General features: G+C 38.7%; 11 protein-coding genes and 2 pseudogenes. 7 read left to right on the top strand and 6 right to left on the bottom strand.

All coding sequences use genetic code 11. The annotated features are described in order from the left end of the window. The first annotated feature begins 25 nt into the window (after positions 1–25). From CYLST_RS31160 to CYLST_RS31140, 5 genes and pseudogenes are all read left to right on the top strand, one after another. Positions 26–607 carry a hypothetical protein gene (locus CYLST_RS31160; protein ID WP_015328499.1) on the top strand — a complete coding sequence of 194 codons (582 nt, stop codon included), beginning with the start codon at positions 26–28 and terminating at the stop codon, positions 605–607. A 32-nt stretch (positions 608–639) separates the two neighbouring features. Then, entirely contained in the window at positions 640–1,173 is a 534-nt protein-coding gene (locus CYLST_RS31155; RefSeq protein ID WP_015328498.1) for a hypothetical protein, read from the top strand. Between the two features lie 402 nt (positions 1,174–1,575). After that, positions 1,576–1,987 (top strand): annotated as a pseudogene (locus CYLST_RS36915) (transposase family protein); the annotation flags it as partial. Between the two features lie 66 nt (positions 1,988–2,053). Then, positions 2,054–3,595 carry an IS66 family transposase gene (gene tnpC, locus CYLST_RS31145; protein WP_015328474.1) on the top strand — a complete coding sequence of 514 codons (1,542 nt, stop codon included), beginning with the start codon at positions 2,054–2,056 and terminating at the stop codon, positions 3,593–3,595. A 59-nt stretch (positions 3,596–3,654) separates the two neighbouring features. Beyond that, positions 3,655–4,077: pseudogene (locus tag CYLST_RS31140) on the top strand (transposase); the annotation flags it as partial. A 698-nt stretch (positions 4,078–4,775) separates the two neighbouring features. Here CYLST_RS31140 and vapC read toward each other — a convergent pair. The 6 genes from vapC to CYLST_RS31105 form a co-directional block, all read right to left on the bottom strand. Beyond that, entirely contained in the window at positions 4,776–5,177 is a 402-nt protein-coding gene (gene vapC, locus CYLST_RS31130) for a type II toxin-antitoxin system tRNA(fMet)-specific endonuclease VapC (RefSeq protein WP_015328496.1), read from the bottom strand. Then, positions 5,174–5,428 (bottom strand): hypothetical protein, encoded by a 255-nt coding sequence (locus CYLST_RS31125; protein WP_015328495.1) that lies wholly within the window; start codon positions 5,426–5,428, stop codon positions 5,174–5,176. Before CYLST_RS31125 ends, vapC begins: the two co-directional genes overlap by 4 nt. 216 nt (positions 5,429–5,644) lie before the next feature. Beyond that, complete coding sequence (locus tag CYLST_RS31120; protein ID WP_015328494.1) at positions 5,645–6,049, bottom strand: hypothetical protein; 405 nt, start codon at positions 6,047–6,049, stop codon at positions 5,645–5,647. Between the two features lie 323 nt (positions 6,050–6,372). Further along, a complete protein-coding gene (locus CYLST_RS31115) occupies positions 6,373–7,836 on the bottom strand; it encodes an ISLre2-like element ISCst1 family transposase (protein WP_015328493.1) in 1,464 nt (487 codons plus the stop codon). Positions 7,837–8,195: 359 nt separating this feature from the next. Beyond that, on the bottom strand, positions 8,196–9,848 hold the full coding sequence (locus tag CYLST_RS31110; protein WP_015328492.1) for an IS1182 family transposase: 1,653 nt from the start codon (positions 9,846–9,848) through the stop codon (positions 8,196–8,198). A 196-nt stretch (positions 9,849–10,044) separates the two neighbouring features. After that, positions 10,045–14,055 (bottom strand): hypothetical protein, encoded by a 4,011-nt coding sequence (locus CYLST_RS31105; RefSeq protein ID WP_015328491.1) that lies wholly within the window; start codon positions 14,053–14,055, stop codon positions 10,045–10,047. Positions 14,056–14,738: 683 nt separating this feature from the next. On the opposite strand from CYLST_RS31105, the gene CYLST_RS32885 reads away from it, so the two are divergent. Next, entirely contained in the window at positions 14,739–16,061 is a 1,323-nt protein-coding gene (locus CYLST_RS32885) for a UvrD-helicase domain-containing protein (RefSeq protein ID WP_063823493.1), read from the top strand. Positions 16,062–16,085: 24 nt separating this feature from the next. After that, positions 16,086–17,684 carry a UvrD-helicase domain-containing protein gene (locus tag CYLST_RS32880; RefSeq protein WP_085960835.1) on the top strand — a complete coding sequence of 533 codons (1,599 nt, stop codon included), beginning with the start codon at positions 16,086–16,088 and terminating at the stop codon, positions 17,682–17,684. Positions 17,685–17,779 lie beyond the last annotated feature (95 nt).

Below are 17,779 nucleotides of genomic sequence, written 5' to 3'. Positions count from 1 at the left end.
TTCACAAAGAGTAGGAACTGTCCGAATGGAAGAACATCCGGATTATAATAATTTGATACAGAGAATTGAGTCTTCAGGTTATAAAATAGTATCTGATAATTCAGCAAATCCTTCAGCATTTGTGGAGGTAAAAGACATTGTGGATGCTGAAGGTAAAAGAATTCGATTAGAAAAAACACTTCAAGTATTTAAAGGAATGAGATATTTAGACTTAGAGCATGAATTCGGACATATAGAGCAAATAGAAAAATTTGGCGATATTTCTCTACCTACAAGACGCTATACTATAACCAAAAAAGGAACCTTACGCGAATTTCATAACCAATCAGGCGTAATTACATCTAAGTTAAATGATATTCTTGAATATCATAATCGCCTTAAAGAATTCTTACGGCTTTACGAGCGAAAAGCAAATGTTGAATTATTAAAAGAACATGCGACTGGTGTAGGAAGTTTCCGTATGGATGCTAGTAAAGCAATGATAAGCCCGAATATGAAGAAATGGGTGAATGAGAATTTTCCTGACCTATTTGAACTAGAAATTGAATATCAGAGGATTGGAGGAAGAGAATATGAACAGAAAACTGGAAGAACTAGAGGAATTTAAAATTTTAGATTTTTTTGTGGTATTTTAACGTTATGAAACCGTATCCTAGATATGATTTTCCTGTAAGTGTAAGACATCATATGTATGAAATCCAAAATTCTACAGCAGGAGGGTTTTTTAAAAATATATATGATGTCATATTAAACTTTAGTATGACTATTCTATTTGTACCAAATGTTGATATCTCTACTGTAAATCTGAGATTGTATCAATCAGATATTTTGGATGAAGATAATGTAAAAAATGAAACTCAAGCTAAATTAATTTGCATAGCCAATGCATTTTATAGTGTTACTCCAAATTCATTAATGGCTGGACAAGAAAAATTAATTCCTCAGTATTTTCCAGAGATACCAGGAGGAGTTATTTTTTTTGTTACCTCTCAAGAATTTCAAGTATTTAGCCAGGAATTATCTAATTTTTATGAAGAACTACTAGGTGAAGGATTCTATGCATATCGTACTATTTCGGACATTAAAAATTTTGCTTTTGCTGATTTTTTAATTGAACGAGTTATTACGTCAAAATACCTGTTGCCCCATCATTTAGAAATTCTAGGAAGATGAATAGGCACAAAGGTATTTTATCCTTGAGCAAGAATGGATAGTTTTGGCTAAGGAGGCTAACAGACTTGCCGATACACGTTTCGGGTTGCTTTACCTCAATGATATTTCCGAATGTTGCTCAGGTGCGGGTCAGCACAACTTCCTGGCCAATAGTAACCCAAGTTGCTAGTTATGTGAGATATTAAATCTTAAGTATTATTACTTGGGTTAAAGAAAGAATCTTAAAAAAGTGACATGGATTTTCTCAAATTTTATAGCTAAGTCAGTCATCTCATGGTTGATACTTAGTGCCATATGATATTAATTTTCCTTAGTGCCAAATATTAATCACTCACTCAGACAGATGAACTAGAGATGAAAAACTAGGAAAATTCCCTCCACACAGAATTATCGGAGGGTAGAATGTTAGATAAAATAATCACAATCTACGCTATTGTAGACGATTTATTAAAAGCAATTGGACACACTGAAGATATTCGGTGTCAGATGAGCGATGCAGAAATTATTACTACGGCATTAGTTGGATCTATATTCTTCGGTGGCAATCATCGTCAGGCTTGCAACTATATGAAAGATCATAAGCTAAGGAGTGAAGATGTTACAAAAATCTCGCTTTAATCGCCGCCTACATCGTCTTTTTATGCTAATGAATGATATTTTTCATCAGCTAGGAATGATACTAAAGGAAATTAGCGAGCATACAGAATACTTACTAGACTCGTTTCCTATACCATTATGTGACAATATTCGTATTTTTAACGTCAAGTTGATTCATTCAGAAGATTTTCGGGGTTATATCGCCTCAAAAAAAAGGTAACCGTTCAGGGGGTTAGAAGAGCGATCGTTAAAGATGACCCCAAAATCTGATAAATTCAGAGATATGGAACAAAAGCGCCTAAATCATGTAGAGCAGATACCCGCAGAAGATTGGGGAAAGACTCCAACCAGTGTCAAAAAACTGGTGGAGGAGATGGCGCAGCAAATAGAACAACAGTCAAAGAAACTAACGGAAGTCCTGAGTGTTCAAGAACAATTATTAGAAAAAATCAATCGGACTTCCGTTAACTCATCATCACCACCCTCAAGTGACCCACCAGGATTTGGAAAAAAGTGGCAAAAGACAAAAAGCGGTAAAAAGCGAGGGGGTCAGCCCGGTCACAAAGGAAATAGTCGGGACTTGTACCCAATCGAAGAATGTAGCTCAGTAATAGATCATCATCCAGAAGAATGCGGTAATTGTGGAGCCACCCTTACGGGAGTTGACACAAACCCCTATCGGCATCAGATAGTAGAAATTCCACCCATTAGTCCCATAGTCATCGAGCATCGTTTGCATCAATTGACCTGTATAGGATGTGGCACTAAGACCCGTGCCATATTACCAGAAGATGTGAACCTAAGTGGTTACGGAGTCAGAGTAGTAGCACTAGTGGCACTTCTGAGTGGAGTGTACCGCAATAGTCAAAGAATGGTACAAAGTGCCATGCAAGAAGTATTTGGAATCTCAATATCATTGGGAACCGTCAACAGACTGCGGCTGGAAGCGAGTAATGCCGTGGCAACCTGTGTAGATGAAGCCAAACTATATATTCAAAACGCAAACATCGTCGGAGCGGATGAAACCAGCTTTAATCAAGGAAATATTGACGGCTTTAATCCTGAACAACGAAGAGCCTGGTTATGGGTTGCAGTCACCCCCCTAGTTACATTTTTTGAAATAGCCCTGACCCGTTGTACCCAAGGGGCAAAAAATTTATTGGGTGAAAACTTCAGGGGAATTTTGAACTCTGACCGTCATGGGGCTTACAACTGGGTAGATTTAGAACGACGGCAATTGTGTTGGGCGCATCTGCGTCGGGAATTTATCAAAATATCGGAACGTTCTGGAGTCTCGGCAGAATTGGGAACAATTCTGGTGAAACAACAAGAGAAGTTGTTTGAACTTTGGCATCGAGTCCGAGATGGTACTTTATCTCGTGGTGATTTTGTGGAGTTGGTTCAGGAGATTCGCTCATCCATCAGAGCCACGTTGCTTGAAGCTGACGAATACCAGATTACAGCACGGGAAAAAACACCCTTGGCAAAAACAGTTCGCACTTGTCGTCAACTGCTCAAAGTTGAGTCAGCGATGTGGTTATTTGTGACAACTGTTAGTGTCGAACCCACTAATAATGCTGCTGAACGAGCTATTCGTCCTGCTGTAATCTGGCGACGGACTAGTTTTGGCTCTCAAACTCAGGCTGGTAGTGTTTTTGTGGCTCGGATGTTAACTGTGTTGACAACTCTCAAGTCCCAAAAGCGCAATGTTTTGGAGTTTATGACTCAGGCTGTTGTTGCGGCTCGTGGTGCTAAAACTGCACCTTCTTTACTTCCAGAAACTGCTACTTGTTCTGATGATTCTGACTTGTTGAATGCGGCCTAATTTTATTGCTTGATTTTGAGGATGGTTTTTCGTCTTCTTTATACCCCCTGAACGGTTACAAAAAAAGGTATTTTTACGGCGTGAAAGTTCACTTAATTAGCACAAATGATGGTATTCCTGTTGAATTTGTGTTTATGCCTGGAGCCGCTAACGATGTCCGTGATTTAAATGCTTTACCTCTAAATTTACTACCTGGTAGCGAGATTTACGTTGATGCAGGTTATACTGATTATCATATTGAGGATGACGTAGAAGAAACAAGTGAATTTTCTTTAGAAGTCATGCGGAAAAAGAATTCCAAACGTAAAGACTTGCCTTGGAATCAATATGTTAAACAACATACTCGGCATTATATTGAAACAGTATTTAGCAGTATCACTTGTCCATTTCCAAAATTTATCCATGCGGTTACGTATGAAGGATTTCTACTGAAAGTACAAGCATTTATTTTTGCATTTACTATTCAAAAAGCATTTATTTAATTCGGTAATTTTTATATCTGATAATAGTTAAGTATTGGGAGTTGCACAGTATTGTAGCTCTTGAGCTATCTTGCGTATTTATACAAGAATCAACAATTATTAATAATTAGATTATAATAACTAGCAACTTAGGTTACTAGGTTCTGAGTGTTTGATTCTCAACTACTTTTTCGTCTTATTACCTAAAAACTTGATTACACAAGCAATATAGGCGTTTCATCCTCATTCTAGCTTTTTTTGATTTGTTGATACCATGCTCAACTAATGAGGCGTTCGTTCTATCACTATAGGCTAAAAGGAAATCTATCTGTTGCGATCGCTTAAACTGATATCCCCAAACATGATCACCAAAAGTGGACAAGACCCTTAATTTGAGCCAACAATTTTCTTGTTTGCAAGCCGGAGCGTTTATGTTTGCGAGCCGCAACAGTTACGAAGTGATAAATGTCTGACAGTGGTGCAGCCTTGGGAAAAACCTGTCCAAAATTGGCGGAACATCGCTTGAGGGCGGCTTTTAGAATCTCGTTTTCACCCAAGATAGATATTGGTTTCTGCCGAGAAAGCGCGTCCTTTTTTAACGCATCTAACTCCTTCGATTTTGGATAAGGACCCGCCAATGAAAAGATAAGGAACCGCCAATGAAAGGATAACTTTAATGAAACCCTTTCTACGTTCTGGATATTTTTGTTTACTCAATTTTATTCCTCCCAATCCTCAATTTGCAAGCCATTCACGCGACTAAATTCCCGCGTATTATGCGTAACTAATATCAAGTTATTCACCATCGCAATAGCTGCTATTTGGAAATCATTGGGGCCAATAGGAGTCCCATTAGCTGCCAAATCCGCTCGAATTCTTCCGTAAATGAATGCAGCCGAATCATCAAACGGCAGCGAAACAAACAGATTGAGAAACTCTTGCTGTCTCGCTAGCGTTCTTTCAGGATTATTGCTTCTCATTGCTCCATAAAATAACTCCCCTTTGACCACAGAACACACTGCAATATCTGCAAAATTTGTTGCTCGTAGACGCTCACGAATTGCCAGTGACCTACCATTGAGATAACGAGCGCAAACATTAGTATCCAGTAAATACCTCACACAATTTCTTCCCGTACTTCAAAATTACCCTCAGAATCAATGACAATAGGATCATCCTGACAACTGCCATAAGTCCGCTCAAAAAAACCAGGAGGCCAGCCTAATTCTTCTGGTGTTTTTGTGGGTGTTGCTGCTTCAATTGGCTGATAAATCACCATTACTTCTATTTCTTTATCCTGCAATCCCACCGGGATTTCTAAATGTAAAATGCCATCTTGTCCTATATACTGGCGTATTTTTATACTTTGCATAACTGTTGCTCTTGAAAGTAGGGTTAACAACAAACATATTTATTCTAAAAGCGAAACCCTTTTGATAACGCGGTTGCTTGCGCGTATTGCCTGAAAAATAAGCGATCGCTTTTAGCGGGCGCTCCGCGCCATCGCCTCCGGCGGGCTGAGTGCCCATCGCTACTTGGGGTTCAGCCGGGATATGGATACCGTTGGCGAATTCGGAAAAGCAGCATACTAGCTGGTTGGTTTGCTGGTTAGTTCAGTAATGAAACGATTGAGAGCCTTATGAGCAATTTTATACCCAGACGCAAGATTCCCCAACTTCAGTTCAGACAAAACACGGTCACGTAAAATTTCCAGTTCTGAAAGTCTGAGCGTGTGATGAGACTCCTGATTCAGTGTAATACCTGGTTGAGGTTCTGGAGGAGTGGGAGCTAAAAAATCGGAGTCTCTCCGTGTAATACTCGGTAGAGCATTATGCCTAACAATGTGTTCTAAATAGTCAGCCCTGGAGAAGCCTAAGCATTCAGAAGCAATACCAAGTGCTTTCCAGGTATCATCAGTCAGTCGCAAAGAACGAACCTCACGATAATCATCATTCTTGAGTGTAAACTTTCCCTGAATATCGCGTTTCAACATAAACTCAACCGTGTATTACATCGTCAATGTAACTTAAAATATCAATTCTTTTCCATGTAATACACGGAAGCAGAATTAAATCGGGAGCAATGCGATTTTGTGAGGTGGCAGCGATCGCTAATTTAAATACTGAGACCAAAAGCAAATTAAAGCACTAAAAATTCAAGTGTTTTTACGACAATTTATCCTTTGGAGATATACCCAAAAGCTATGATAGTTAATATTTTGATTCTTATCTAAATAAATTGTCTAATTAAATAATGACAGATTAAAGTATTTTTTGTGACAAAAAGTTTGACAAGAAGCTGCCTCAAGTATAAAATTCATCCAACAGTTTTTGGTTTAATGAAAGAAGTTAAAATTGAATCACCAAAATTATTCCAACTACCAGCCATCCATTGACAGCGTAGATGTAATATAATTTCTGCATTTTCTTTTAACCAAAATTTACTATTACCTTTCATCCTTAAATTAACAACTTGGCGAATTAAGCTCTCAATCGCACCACTACCAATTGGCAGTTTTTTTTCTAACATTTTGGCATAATTCAAACGTCCTTCACGATACGCACGTAAAAGGTAATCTCTTTGAGAAACCATAGTTTTGCAACGCTCTCCAGTAGTTTTTAAAATAAATTCATCCATCTGCTTCATTAAGGTAAGAGCATTACCTTGCTTTAAAGTTTTTCGTGCTTTATTAAACCAATCTTTACGTTCTTTATCATCACTAAAAGCAACATCTGCAAAAGTTTGTAAATGTTCTGTAACATGATAAAAATCAAATAATTCATAAGTTTCAGTTGGACATCCCAAGCGTTTTAGAAGTGTCGGAATATGTATCCAGATCCATTCGGCTCCGTCTGCGATTAATAAAACTTGCTTTGCTTGGCTAATTCCCAAACTAACCAGATGCATTTCTAAAATATCTAAAAATACTTTATAGTCACTATATGTTCCATCATTAGTGATAGGAATTTCAGAATTTTTAACTTTTTTACCTTGTTCATCAACTACATAAATTGTTAGTAACTTTGGCTCAATCCATGTGCCTGTAAAGCCATGACGGTTTGTTTTTGAATTTCTCCTTCCTTTTTTATTAATTCTAATTTTTGTTCTGCCACCATCTGCCGCGATTACAACTCTCTGTCCTTTAAGGAAATTACCACTGGGCAAATTTCCGCTTTTTCGATTCAATATTTTCGATTGACGAAGGTTGATTCCGATTTTACCAAACTTATATGTGAGCCGTTCAATACGCTTTAAACTTACATTAATTCCCCAACCGATTAGAAATGTACAGGCAGCTTCAAATGAACCAGAAATTGCACCATATTGAGTGATAGTTGACCAAACTAATGGTGTTAAACCTTCTTCCATCCCCAACCATTTTAAAAATGGACAGAAGCCTTGACCAGAGGATTTATTTTTCTCATTTTTCTCAGTTCTTGTTACTACATATGGTAGGTTTAAAGTTACTAAAACATTTCCGACCGTTAATATTTGTCTTTTTCTCAGCCCATGCCTATGAGTTTTAGGGTTCCACCAGCCTTGGGTTTGATTTATTGCTGTATCAAGAGCTTCTTGAGAAGAAGAAAGATTATATAAAAATAAGGCGATACATTGACCCGCCAAAATAAGGGAAGCATCTCTAATTTTTTGTTCTCTTTCTTTAACAATTCGCCCATCCCATTCTTGGACATCAGTCAATTCTAAAAGTTTCGCAATATTCTCTTTAAAATCTTCCAAGGATTTGGTTAAATCTAAAATTGCATATATATTTTTTTCCATCAAGGTATGTATTCCCTGTTTCAAAACTATTACTAAAAGGGAATTATACCTTTTTTTATGCCTAAGAAAAATATACAATAACGATGATTATTATTAATATTGAATCATGATTTCACACCGATGCCTGCCACGGGCGGAGCCATCGCCAGGTATTCTGATTTTTTAGTATTAATACTAATTGATATGTATTTAATATATTTATGTACTGAGGAATAAGATTAGCGATAGCGTATCCCTAACGGGGTGCCCTGCACTCAGCGCTCCGTAGGAATCGCTCTCCGTTTGGACTCACCTCACAAAATCGCATTGCTCCCAATTAAATCTTATTGATAAGTAAACAGCTAAATTGGTATTTTCTGTCACACAGTAAAATCCACCAATCTGGCAAAGTGTGAGGAGCGAGTTTTAGCCCGTGGCTTCTCCTCTAACCATGCGAAAACTCGACTGAGATTGATAGCAGCAGCCGTCAGAATATGTTGTAGATGAGTTTTAGCCAGCCCAATATAACGACAATCGCGCAATTCAAATGCTCGGATTCCTTGAGAGATAGTTCCTTCAATGCCAGAGCGTAGTGCATACTGCTTTTGAAACTCTTCGGTTTTTTGTCGCTCTCTGGCTTTTTGAAGAGCTTCATAATCGGATTGCGCCTGTATAGTTAACCCACGAGGATTTGTTTTTGCACGAGTACATTGATTCCGAACCGGACAAGCTAGACAATCACGCTGCCGAAACTCAACGTAAATTACAGGTTTACCGTAAACACTTTTATTCTTTTTCCAAAGGTAGCTACGCTTACCTTGAGGACAATAGACCGCTTTCTGCTGCCAATCTATTTGAAAGTGAGATAAATCAAATCCAAAACCTGCTTTTGCTTGCCATCCAACATTCAGGGCTACTGGCCCCAACAAGTCAATGTTGTAGTCTCGCTTTGAGCTAGAAAGTAATTGTGCTGATGTGTATGCTTGGTCAACCAAGTGCTGTTGAGGCAAAAGGTCTTTTTCTCCCAAAGCTTGGTGAATTGAGGGAACAACTGTTACGTCTTGAGTTGTAGCAACAGTTGTCTCTACATGAGTGATAATGTGTGGTGAATCTTCATCACAACTTTCTGTCAAATGCACTTTGTAACCTGTCCAGTTGGTGGTGCGTTTGGTACTGTTACGGCCATCTTCGTCATAGGGAGAACGAATTCGCACTGCTCCGGGTGGTCCATCTTTGTCACTGTGTAACTGAATCTTGTCTGTTGGCGCGTAGTATTGCTGTAACCAAACTTGACGCAAAACTTCTACGGCTGGCAGCTGTCGCAGTGCGATGGGGGAAGTTTGGGAATAGATGTTATCGAGTAAATGAAAACCATCTGCACCTATGATCTCGGCTAATGCTTCTCGTTCAGCAGGTGTTTTAGGCAGCCAAGAGTCTTCAAGGCGTTTGCTATAGCGGTCATACCACTCGGCTGGAGCTAGCGATTTTAACCAAATGGGTGCGACTTCAGCTACAGCATTTAAGGCATACCGCAGGGTTTCCCCCAAATGTTCCAGTCTGGTTAGCTCCCTGACTACAGCTAGTATATGAGTTGAATCTGTACGTTGTTTTCCTCTTACTGACAGTAGTTTGAGTTCCTGAAATTTCGACAGCATCAAGTCTAGTATTTGCTGCTCGACACTACCTGTTATTAATCGGTCACGAAATTCACTCAAAACACTAAAGTCAAAACCTGGGTCTGTTAACTCTAACGACAAAGCATATTTCCAATCAATCCGCCCTTGTACTGCTTGCGCTGCTTGTCTATCAGAGAAATTCTCTAAATATTGCATCACCAGTATCATCGCTAACCGCCAAGGTGCTTGTGCTGGCTGACCTCGTTGTGGATAAAGTGATGCGAAATCTTCATCCTGATAAAACACCCCAAGTTCATCACGCAAGCGCATATATAAATTACCTTTTGGAAATGCGGCCCTAGCTACACGTACTGTTTCATCGGGAATAGGAGGAATTTCTGAGGGATGTAAGCACATATACTGCCTCCAAAGGTATTTCTTCTAGTTTATTGATAATTGAGGCAGTTAACTTAATTTTTTCTCTTCATGTATTACACGGAAAAGGAGAATCACCCCCTCCATGTACTACACGGCAAAATCTTTGTTTTTATGTTAAGTAATGTTTCGCCAACGGTATCCGAATCGTTGCAATACCCCTACACCAGCAAAGAGTTTAGGATATACTAAAATCCATCAATTCCTGATACCAAACTTTAGGCAACATTGAAATTAAAGAAGTAATAAGTTTAGACTGCACTTTAAGCGACATTTTAGTTAAAATATACTGCCAAAACTTTTTATCTAAATGCTTATCTAGTGCAAATAGTTCTATTAACAATTCCTCATTAGATTTTAACTCTAAACACCCCGGCATAAAATCTACGGCTATCGCTTCAGCCTCTTTTTTCAAATCATCATTTATATCTTCAAAAATATTCCTTTTGTTATTATTACTATTTAATAGTGAAAGGAATATTTTTAACCATTGTTTCCAACCACCTCCAAATTCGGTTGCTAATTTGGAAATATAACCCTGACTGATACCAGAAGCTTCGGCTATAACTGGTTGAGTAATCTTTTGTCCTCGAGACCAAAGTTCTTTGACTGCGGTTTCAATCTTCCACCAAGATTGCTCGTCTTTAGAACCAGCTTCAATCGCTATCTCTGCTGCTTGTACGCATTTGACTTCATACTCTAAAAAACTCAAATCATAATCGGCACAGAAATAAAAGTAAAGTTTTTCTTCAGGGCGATTGTGTACTCTTAACCTGCCAATAGCTTGAGTAATTTCTGCTTGAGTTGCCCAGTTGATAAAATTTTGTAACTCTTGCTCCTGTGCTGATATATAATTGTCTAAACCATTATCATTAGATATCTCTGAGAACAAATCTGAATCGTCTATAACAGACAAATTTATATCTAATGTTGGGAAATATCTATTAGGTCTCAAGGTTAAGTACAGGGCTTCTAAGTAACCAATATTTTGATATGGAATTCCAAAAGTTGCTAAAGCTGTAATCCCCTGGAAATCATTAGAACCGCGACTATCTCTAAACCAACCTCCATCTTCAGTTTGACAGCATTTTACAAAGTCGATAAATTTAATATCACTGTGACGAGATAATAATTCTTGTCGCAGTGCGTTCACCCTTTGCTGACAGTAGGAAGAACGATTTTTAGAAACTTGTCCTAATCCTGTGATTTGGATGATTTGTAAATTGTTGGCTTTGGTTATTTCTTGCTCTACGGTTAAAATTTCTTGTGGGTCAATATCAAACCACCAAGCTATGTACTCAGGTTTGGTGGTAGCGTCTAAGTAAACGTTCCATTTTGCGGATTTAGCGATCGCACCATGACGAGAGTTGCGAGTTGTAATACTTAGCCGTCCATGTTCAATGCGGATTGCACCAGGAATTCTTCCACCCCAAATTTGTAAAAAAGGTATAAACCAGTTAACCACTATCTCTACTTGAATTTTCTCCACCAATTCAGAGATGGGATTACCAAACTGTTTTCGCATCTTTTTTGGTAAATCACCTAAATCTACTCCGTACTTGCTGGTGGAGTTAAATAGTGGTAATAAATCTGGTTGTAAAACCTCCATCGCTTCTGTGATAATTTCATCTAAATTACTGGGTGATTGTCCTAAGATTTCTCTCACACCAGCATCATTCCAGCCGTAGTAAGGCTGTTGAATTTCTCCTGTAATACATTGCCTTAAAATTGTCCACATTGGCTGCAACTGCATATTTAACTCAGGAGAGTTAGTCATTAATTCGGCAATTACTCGGTCGATATCACGTAAATTCGCTGTGATAGTATTAACTGGTTGCACTGTTTGCATGGCTTCATCCCAGAAGACACCGCTAGTTGACCAGTCAAAATCATTCGTGCTGGGTGCGCTATCGGGATGAGCGCGGATGCGATCGCATTTAAAAGTCTCTTGTCGCAAATACCGATGTCCAAAGCCTGGCCCTGTAACACCACGACAGGCTTCTAGCAAGTGACAGGTAGCACAGATGGGATTTTCTGCACCTTCGATAGAGTCTAAATTCTTGCTCCGTAGAACATTAAAAATTTGACTGCGATGGCAATTACCCTGTGTATCTGGGGTTTCTCCATTTTTAGGCCATCTTAAGTAGGGTTTGCCATTTGGGGTAGTATCCCAGACCATACCTGAATTGCGTACATCTAGATATTCGTAATTCCGCTCAATTGTCTCTGTAGTTACATTACGGGCATGGTTGGTAAAGTACCACAGCTTTCCTACTCCCAAAGGTTCTGGTTTGGCTGTGCCTGTATCATGGCTTTTAAACGTGCCAGTAGGACTTTGATCTAAAATGTGTTTCCAACCAGCTGCAATTGCTTCAGCGTACACTTGCAACCGTTGACCTTTCTTGAAAATGATTTTGGGTGGATGTTGTAAATCGCCACATTTGGGGAACTTCCCAGGTTTATACTCAATCACCTTGCACGGTGCAATGGGTAAGCATGAATTCTGCCTTTTTTCCGAAAGCAGCTTTTTTTCATCAGGTTGTGATGTCAAGCCTGGGTGATTAGTGATAATTCCCGCATCTGTACAAAATTCTCTTTCCCCCTGCTCCCTGCTCCCCTGCTCCCCTGCTCCCTGCTCCCTGCTCCCTGCTCCCTGCTCTCCTGCTTCCCTGCTGTCTATGGCTGATGCCTCCGGCACGCTACCGAGGTTAGCACAGCTATGCCCGCAGGGCTTTACACCCCGCAAGCTCTCATGATCAGTATTTAATCCACGGGATGAGACAGAATTTTGCTGACCAAAACCTTTTTTGGGTCGATAACGCTCTACCATGCGCCCAAACCAGAGTTTGAGTTTGTAGAGCATTCCCCATTCTCTGTCTACGGCAGCAAGGGATTTTTGGATTGGTTCTGTACACTGAGCAAAGAAATTTTCTGGTGTGGTAATTTCATTATGCCAATTGACCACCACCTGATATCCACCTTTGCGGCAGTACTCAATGCCTTTTGCATACTGGTGAATTAAATCTGGGTTCTCTGTGGAGTCGGTGCTAGGTTGCAGTTCAATCAGCTTATCTCCGGCTAAATGGAAGTAACCTTGTTTGAGTACTTGTCTAATTTGGTGATGAATGTGGCAGCAATTGAGGTAAGCTGCGGTGCTAATTAATTTAATTTCATTTTGACGACTTACTGCCAACAATTCGTCAATGTCTAATTGCTCTTTGGTTTCCAGTTGTCCCCAGTTACCCACAGACAGATGATACCTGCATTTACGGCACTGTTGTAGAGTATCTTCATTGGCTTTGGCAATGTGGGGGTTGAGTACTGCACCAGCATCAGGCATCAGCCGAATTTCTTGGGGACGCAGACGCTTGAGGTATTCTCTGAGGGTTTTTTCACCATAGCGAGCAGCACCGGCTGTGCCAATAACTGCGATATCAGTTTGCCCGGAACGCCACAAAAACATCGCGGTGAGTAGAGATTTGAGTGCCCCTTCGCAAAGAATCACCACTTTTACCTTTTTGGCGGTTGGGTGCTTCCAGCAAAACAGGGGTAATTCACCATTGGGCAATTTTGGGCCAGTTCCTCCCTGGTTGGCACCACTCAGCCAGATGTATTTGGGTTGAGTTCGCAAAGTGGCAATTTGAAAGCCTGTGATGTGAAAATTGGGGTCAAGGGCTGCGATCGCAATTCCTTCTCTCCCCAACAGTTTACCTTCTGGTGACACCCCAGCAAGAGCAGACGTTACACCCGCTGGGGGATAAGCTCCTGGTTCCCAGCTTCTCACCCAGCCTAAGTCTTTGAGCCAGTTAATCTCCTGAGTACTCAAATTTCTCTGGGACTGGAGATGGGAGAAATGTTGAGTACTCAAACTACTCACTGTTGAGTCTAAAAGTAATCGGTTTTGGCGATCGCGTTCCTCAATACTCAACCACCTTTTTGTCTGTCCACTGTCAGCCCGTTTTTGAGGTGAATACAGATGCTCACCCTGGATTTGACCACTTTTATCATCTAGGACGAATAAACCGCCCATATCGTTACGCAGGGGCTTGATAAAGCGATAACCAGCCGGGGCATCATGTTGGCTGAAACTCCGTAGGCACTCAATTAGATTATCTGGGCGAATAGCGCAACCGTGATGGTTGCCACAGACAGGACAAGGATTGCGTTTGGTGGTGTATTGACGTTTCATGGCAGCGCACTCAAAACCAGGTGAGTAGTCCCCGCAGGGCTGGAATAGATGTTCTGACTAGCATACAACCCGGTTTTGAGTAGTAAAATTTCTGCCATATCTATATAGTGTACAAGTTTTAGGTGATTTGAGTGGTTAGGGTTTGAAAGCTTTATTGGGTAAGGGTTTCCCAAAAATCAATTATCACAAGGGGGGGAGTTAATTATCACAAGGGGGGGAGTTAGTGAGTAGTCGAAAATTGCCCCTTTTTATTCTCAATAAGGGTGAGTAGTTATTATTTTTGAACGTAACATCAATAGTTGTGAGCTTTGGTATTGTCAATAAGTGAGATGTTTATCACGAGTGGGGGGATTTAGCGATCGCTCCTTACGGTGGTGTTAGTCATAATTCCTTGAGGGGAAGATAATGAGTAGTGGAAAATTACCCTTTTTATTCTCAATAAAGGTGAGTGGTTATTATTTTTGAACGTAACAGTAATGGTTGTGAGATTTGGTATTGTCAATAAGTGAGATATTTATCGCAAGTGGGGCATATGGCGATCGCAGAGCGTTTATGCAAATAATTGAATTACCCGTATCAGTGGCACAAATTATGAACCAATAGTAAAAATTGAAGATTTAAAGACCTAAAATAATGCTGGTAGCAATTTAGTCACAATTGCTGATTTTGATAGAGGTGTGTTTATGGATAGTAGTTTACAAATTGATACTGTTAAAAAGTTTGCAGAGATTATTGGTGATAATGATAACCTGTGGAAACTTATTCTTGGAAAAGACGTGATTCGTTTTATTCCAGAAATTACATATGGAATTAAAGGAAAAACTTTAAGCACATATATAGGACATCAAGAGGTATTAATTACAGTCAATTACAAAAATAAATTTAATGTCGAATACGATAAAGATTTTTTTGTGGAGATTTTTAATACAATAAACCCGCCAATTTCTTTAAAAGAAATACTTGTATTATTAGAAGTTGAGCAAGAGAACAAAAGGATAAAGGCTGAAAAAATTGAGGCTCAAAGAATAGAAGCTCAGAGACGAGAACTTGAAAAATTAGAAGCTCAAAAACGGGAAGATGAAAGACGAGAGGCTGAAAGACTAGAAACTGAAAGAAGGAATGCTAAAAAACTATCTTTACTACAAAACATAAAGGACAAATTTGAAAACAACTTTCTTAATGCTGGTAATTTTTATCAACTTTATTCTACTGAATACGTATCATTGCAAGAGTACCGATCTGAAAAATCAAATTACATACAAAATTGGGTAAAAACGAATTTAAACTCCTCTCCTGATCTCGAACAAGCAGCAGCAATTGGTAGTATTGAAAATCATGTACAAGTAATAGCTAGAGCAGGAAGTGGTAAAACCTCAACTTTAGTCAATCGAGCGATATTTTTACAGAAACATTGTGGTATTGCACCAGGAGAAATGTTGCTTTTAGCCTTCAATCGCAAAGCAGCAGACGAAATGCGAGAACGTCTAACTTTACAATTACAAAATTCTGTTCCTCATGTAATGACTTTCCATGCCTTAGCTTATGCCTTAGTTCATCCTGAAAATATTCTTTTTGATGAACCAGATGGAGAGCAGAACCAAAGCCGCGCTCTACAGATTGTAATTAATGATTACTTACACCACCCAATATTTTATGCAAAAATACGCGATTTGATGATGGCAGCATTTCATGAAGACTGGGAGCGCATAATTTCAGGTGGCTATGATAAAACTCCAGAAGAAATGCTTCGTTATCGTCGCTCATTGCCAAGAGAAGGAATTGATGGTAACTACTATAAATCTTTTGGTGAAAAACTAATTGCTAACTTTTTATTTGAACATAATATTAAATACAAATATGAATGTAATTTTTGGTGGAATGGCATAAATTACCGTCCTGATTTTACAATATTCACTGGAGAGAAGCAAGGAATAGTTATTGAATATTTTGGACTAGAAGGAGATCCAGATTATGATGATATGTCTCATGAAAAGCGAGAATATTGAGCAAATCGCCCTGGCTGGCAGTTAATAGCATTATCACCAAGACCTCTTAAAGATCAAGGAGCAGACGTTTTTTGTGAATTACTCAAGGATAAGTTAGAAAGTTTAGGAATTCAATGCAACCGACTGAGTGAAGAAAAAATTTGGTCAAAGATAAAAGATGGATCAATAGATAGATTTACGACAGTAGTAAAAGGATTTATTCAACGATGCCGTAAAGTTTCTTTAACTTCAGAAAAGTTAGCAGAAATTATTTATAAACATGAATGTGTGAGTAAGATTGAAGAACAATTTTTGAATTTAGCATATAGATTTTATAAATCCTATTTAAAATGTCTTGAGGATAGAGGTGAAGAAGATTTTGATGGACTAATGCAAAAATCCGTAGAAGTAGTTGCATCAGGACAAACTATATTTCGCCGTAGATTAGGAACTGGTGATTTAAAGAGTATCAGATACATCATGATTGATGAATATCAAGACTTTTCAGAGCTTTTCTATAATTTAATAGCAGCAATAAGAAAGCAAAATCCTCAAGCACTATTTTTCTGCGTTGGTGATGACTGGCAAGCAATAAATGGTTTTGCTGGTTCTGACCTCCGATTTTATCAGAATTTTCACCAATTCTTCCAGCCATCACAGCAATTAAATATATCTACAAATTACCGTTCAGCTACTTCTATTGTTGATATTGGTAATAAGTTAATGCAAGGGTTGGGTACTCCTGCTCGCGCTGATAAAAAGATTTCAGGAATAGTTAATATTGCTGATATGTCTAGCTTTGAACCAACTCCCACAGAGCAAGAAAATTATCCTGGGGACAATATAATACCTGCTATCTTACGTCTAATTAACAAGACTATTAAAGATGGTAAAAAAGTAGTATTACTCAGTCGCAAGAATAGTTTACCTTGGTATGTGAATTATACAAGATTACGGAATAGAACAAAAAATAGCACACTTCCTAAATTTCTAGAATTAGTGCGCTCATACCTTCCTGAAGAATTAAGAGAACTCGTAACTATATCAACTGCACATAAATATAAAGGTCTTCAAAAGGATGTAGTTATAATACTTGATGCTGTTCCTCGTTGTTATCCATTGATACATCCTGATTTAATGTTTACCCGTGTGTTTGGTGATAGCATTGAGCGTGTAGTGGATGAAGAACGCCGTTTATTTTATGTTGCTTTAACTCGTGCAGTTGAAACTTTATTTATTATCACAGAAAGTAAAAATTCATCACCTTTCCTTGAAGAATTAAACAGCAGAACGAAAATTTCTGTATTAAATTGGTCAGATTATCAAACTTTTATAGGTGTGGAGACTATACGGTATATTACTGTTAAAGTTGGTAATCAGGATGGCAAAGGTAGCAACGGTACTATTGAAATTAAAGACTTGCTCAAAGCTGAAGGCTATATTTGGAAACCAGAGGTTTGGCCTGCTTGGTGCCGCACCTATCCAGCAGAAGGCTTTTCAGTTCAACAATATTTCAATAACGCAAATTGGATTTATCAGGCTGTGGGAATTGAAGTGCAGTTTTGCGACGATGCGGAAAAAGAGATAAAAGTCTATCATGTTGATCGAGGATGTTTTACTGAGTGTGAAGTAATACCATTTTGATTTCGCTCTTATAAATACTATATTTCTGTCTTTTAAATTAGCTTGATTCTCTCAACATTCAATGGTCTTTACTCAAAAATACGTACTTATACGTA

Source organism: Cylindrospermum stagnale PCC 7417 (genome assembly GCF_000317535.1).
In the GTDB taxonomy this organism is placed as follows: Bacteria; Cyanobacteriota; Cyanobacteriia; order Cyanobacteriales; family Nostocaceae; genus Cylindrospermum; species Cylindrospermum stagnale.
Note: the sequence above shows the minus strand (reverse complement) of the source record. Positions and strands in the feature narration are given on the sequence as shown.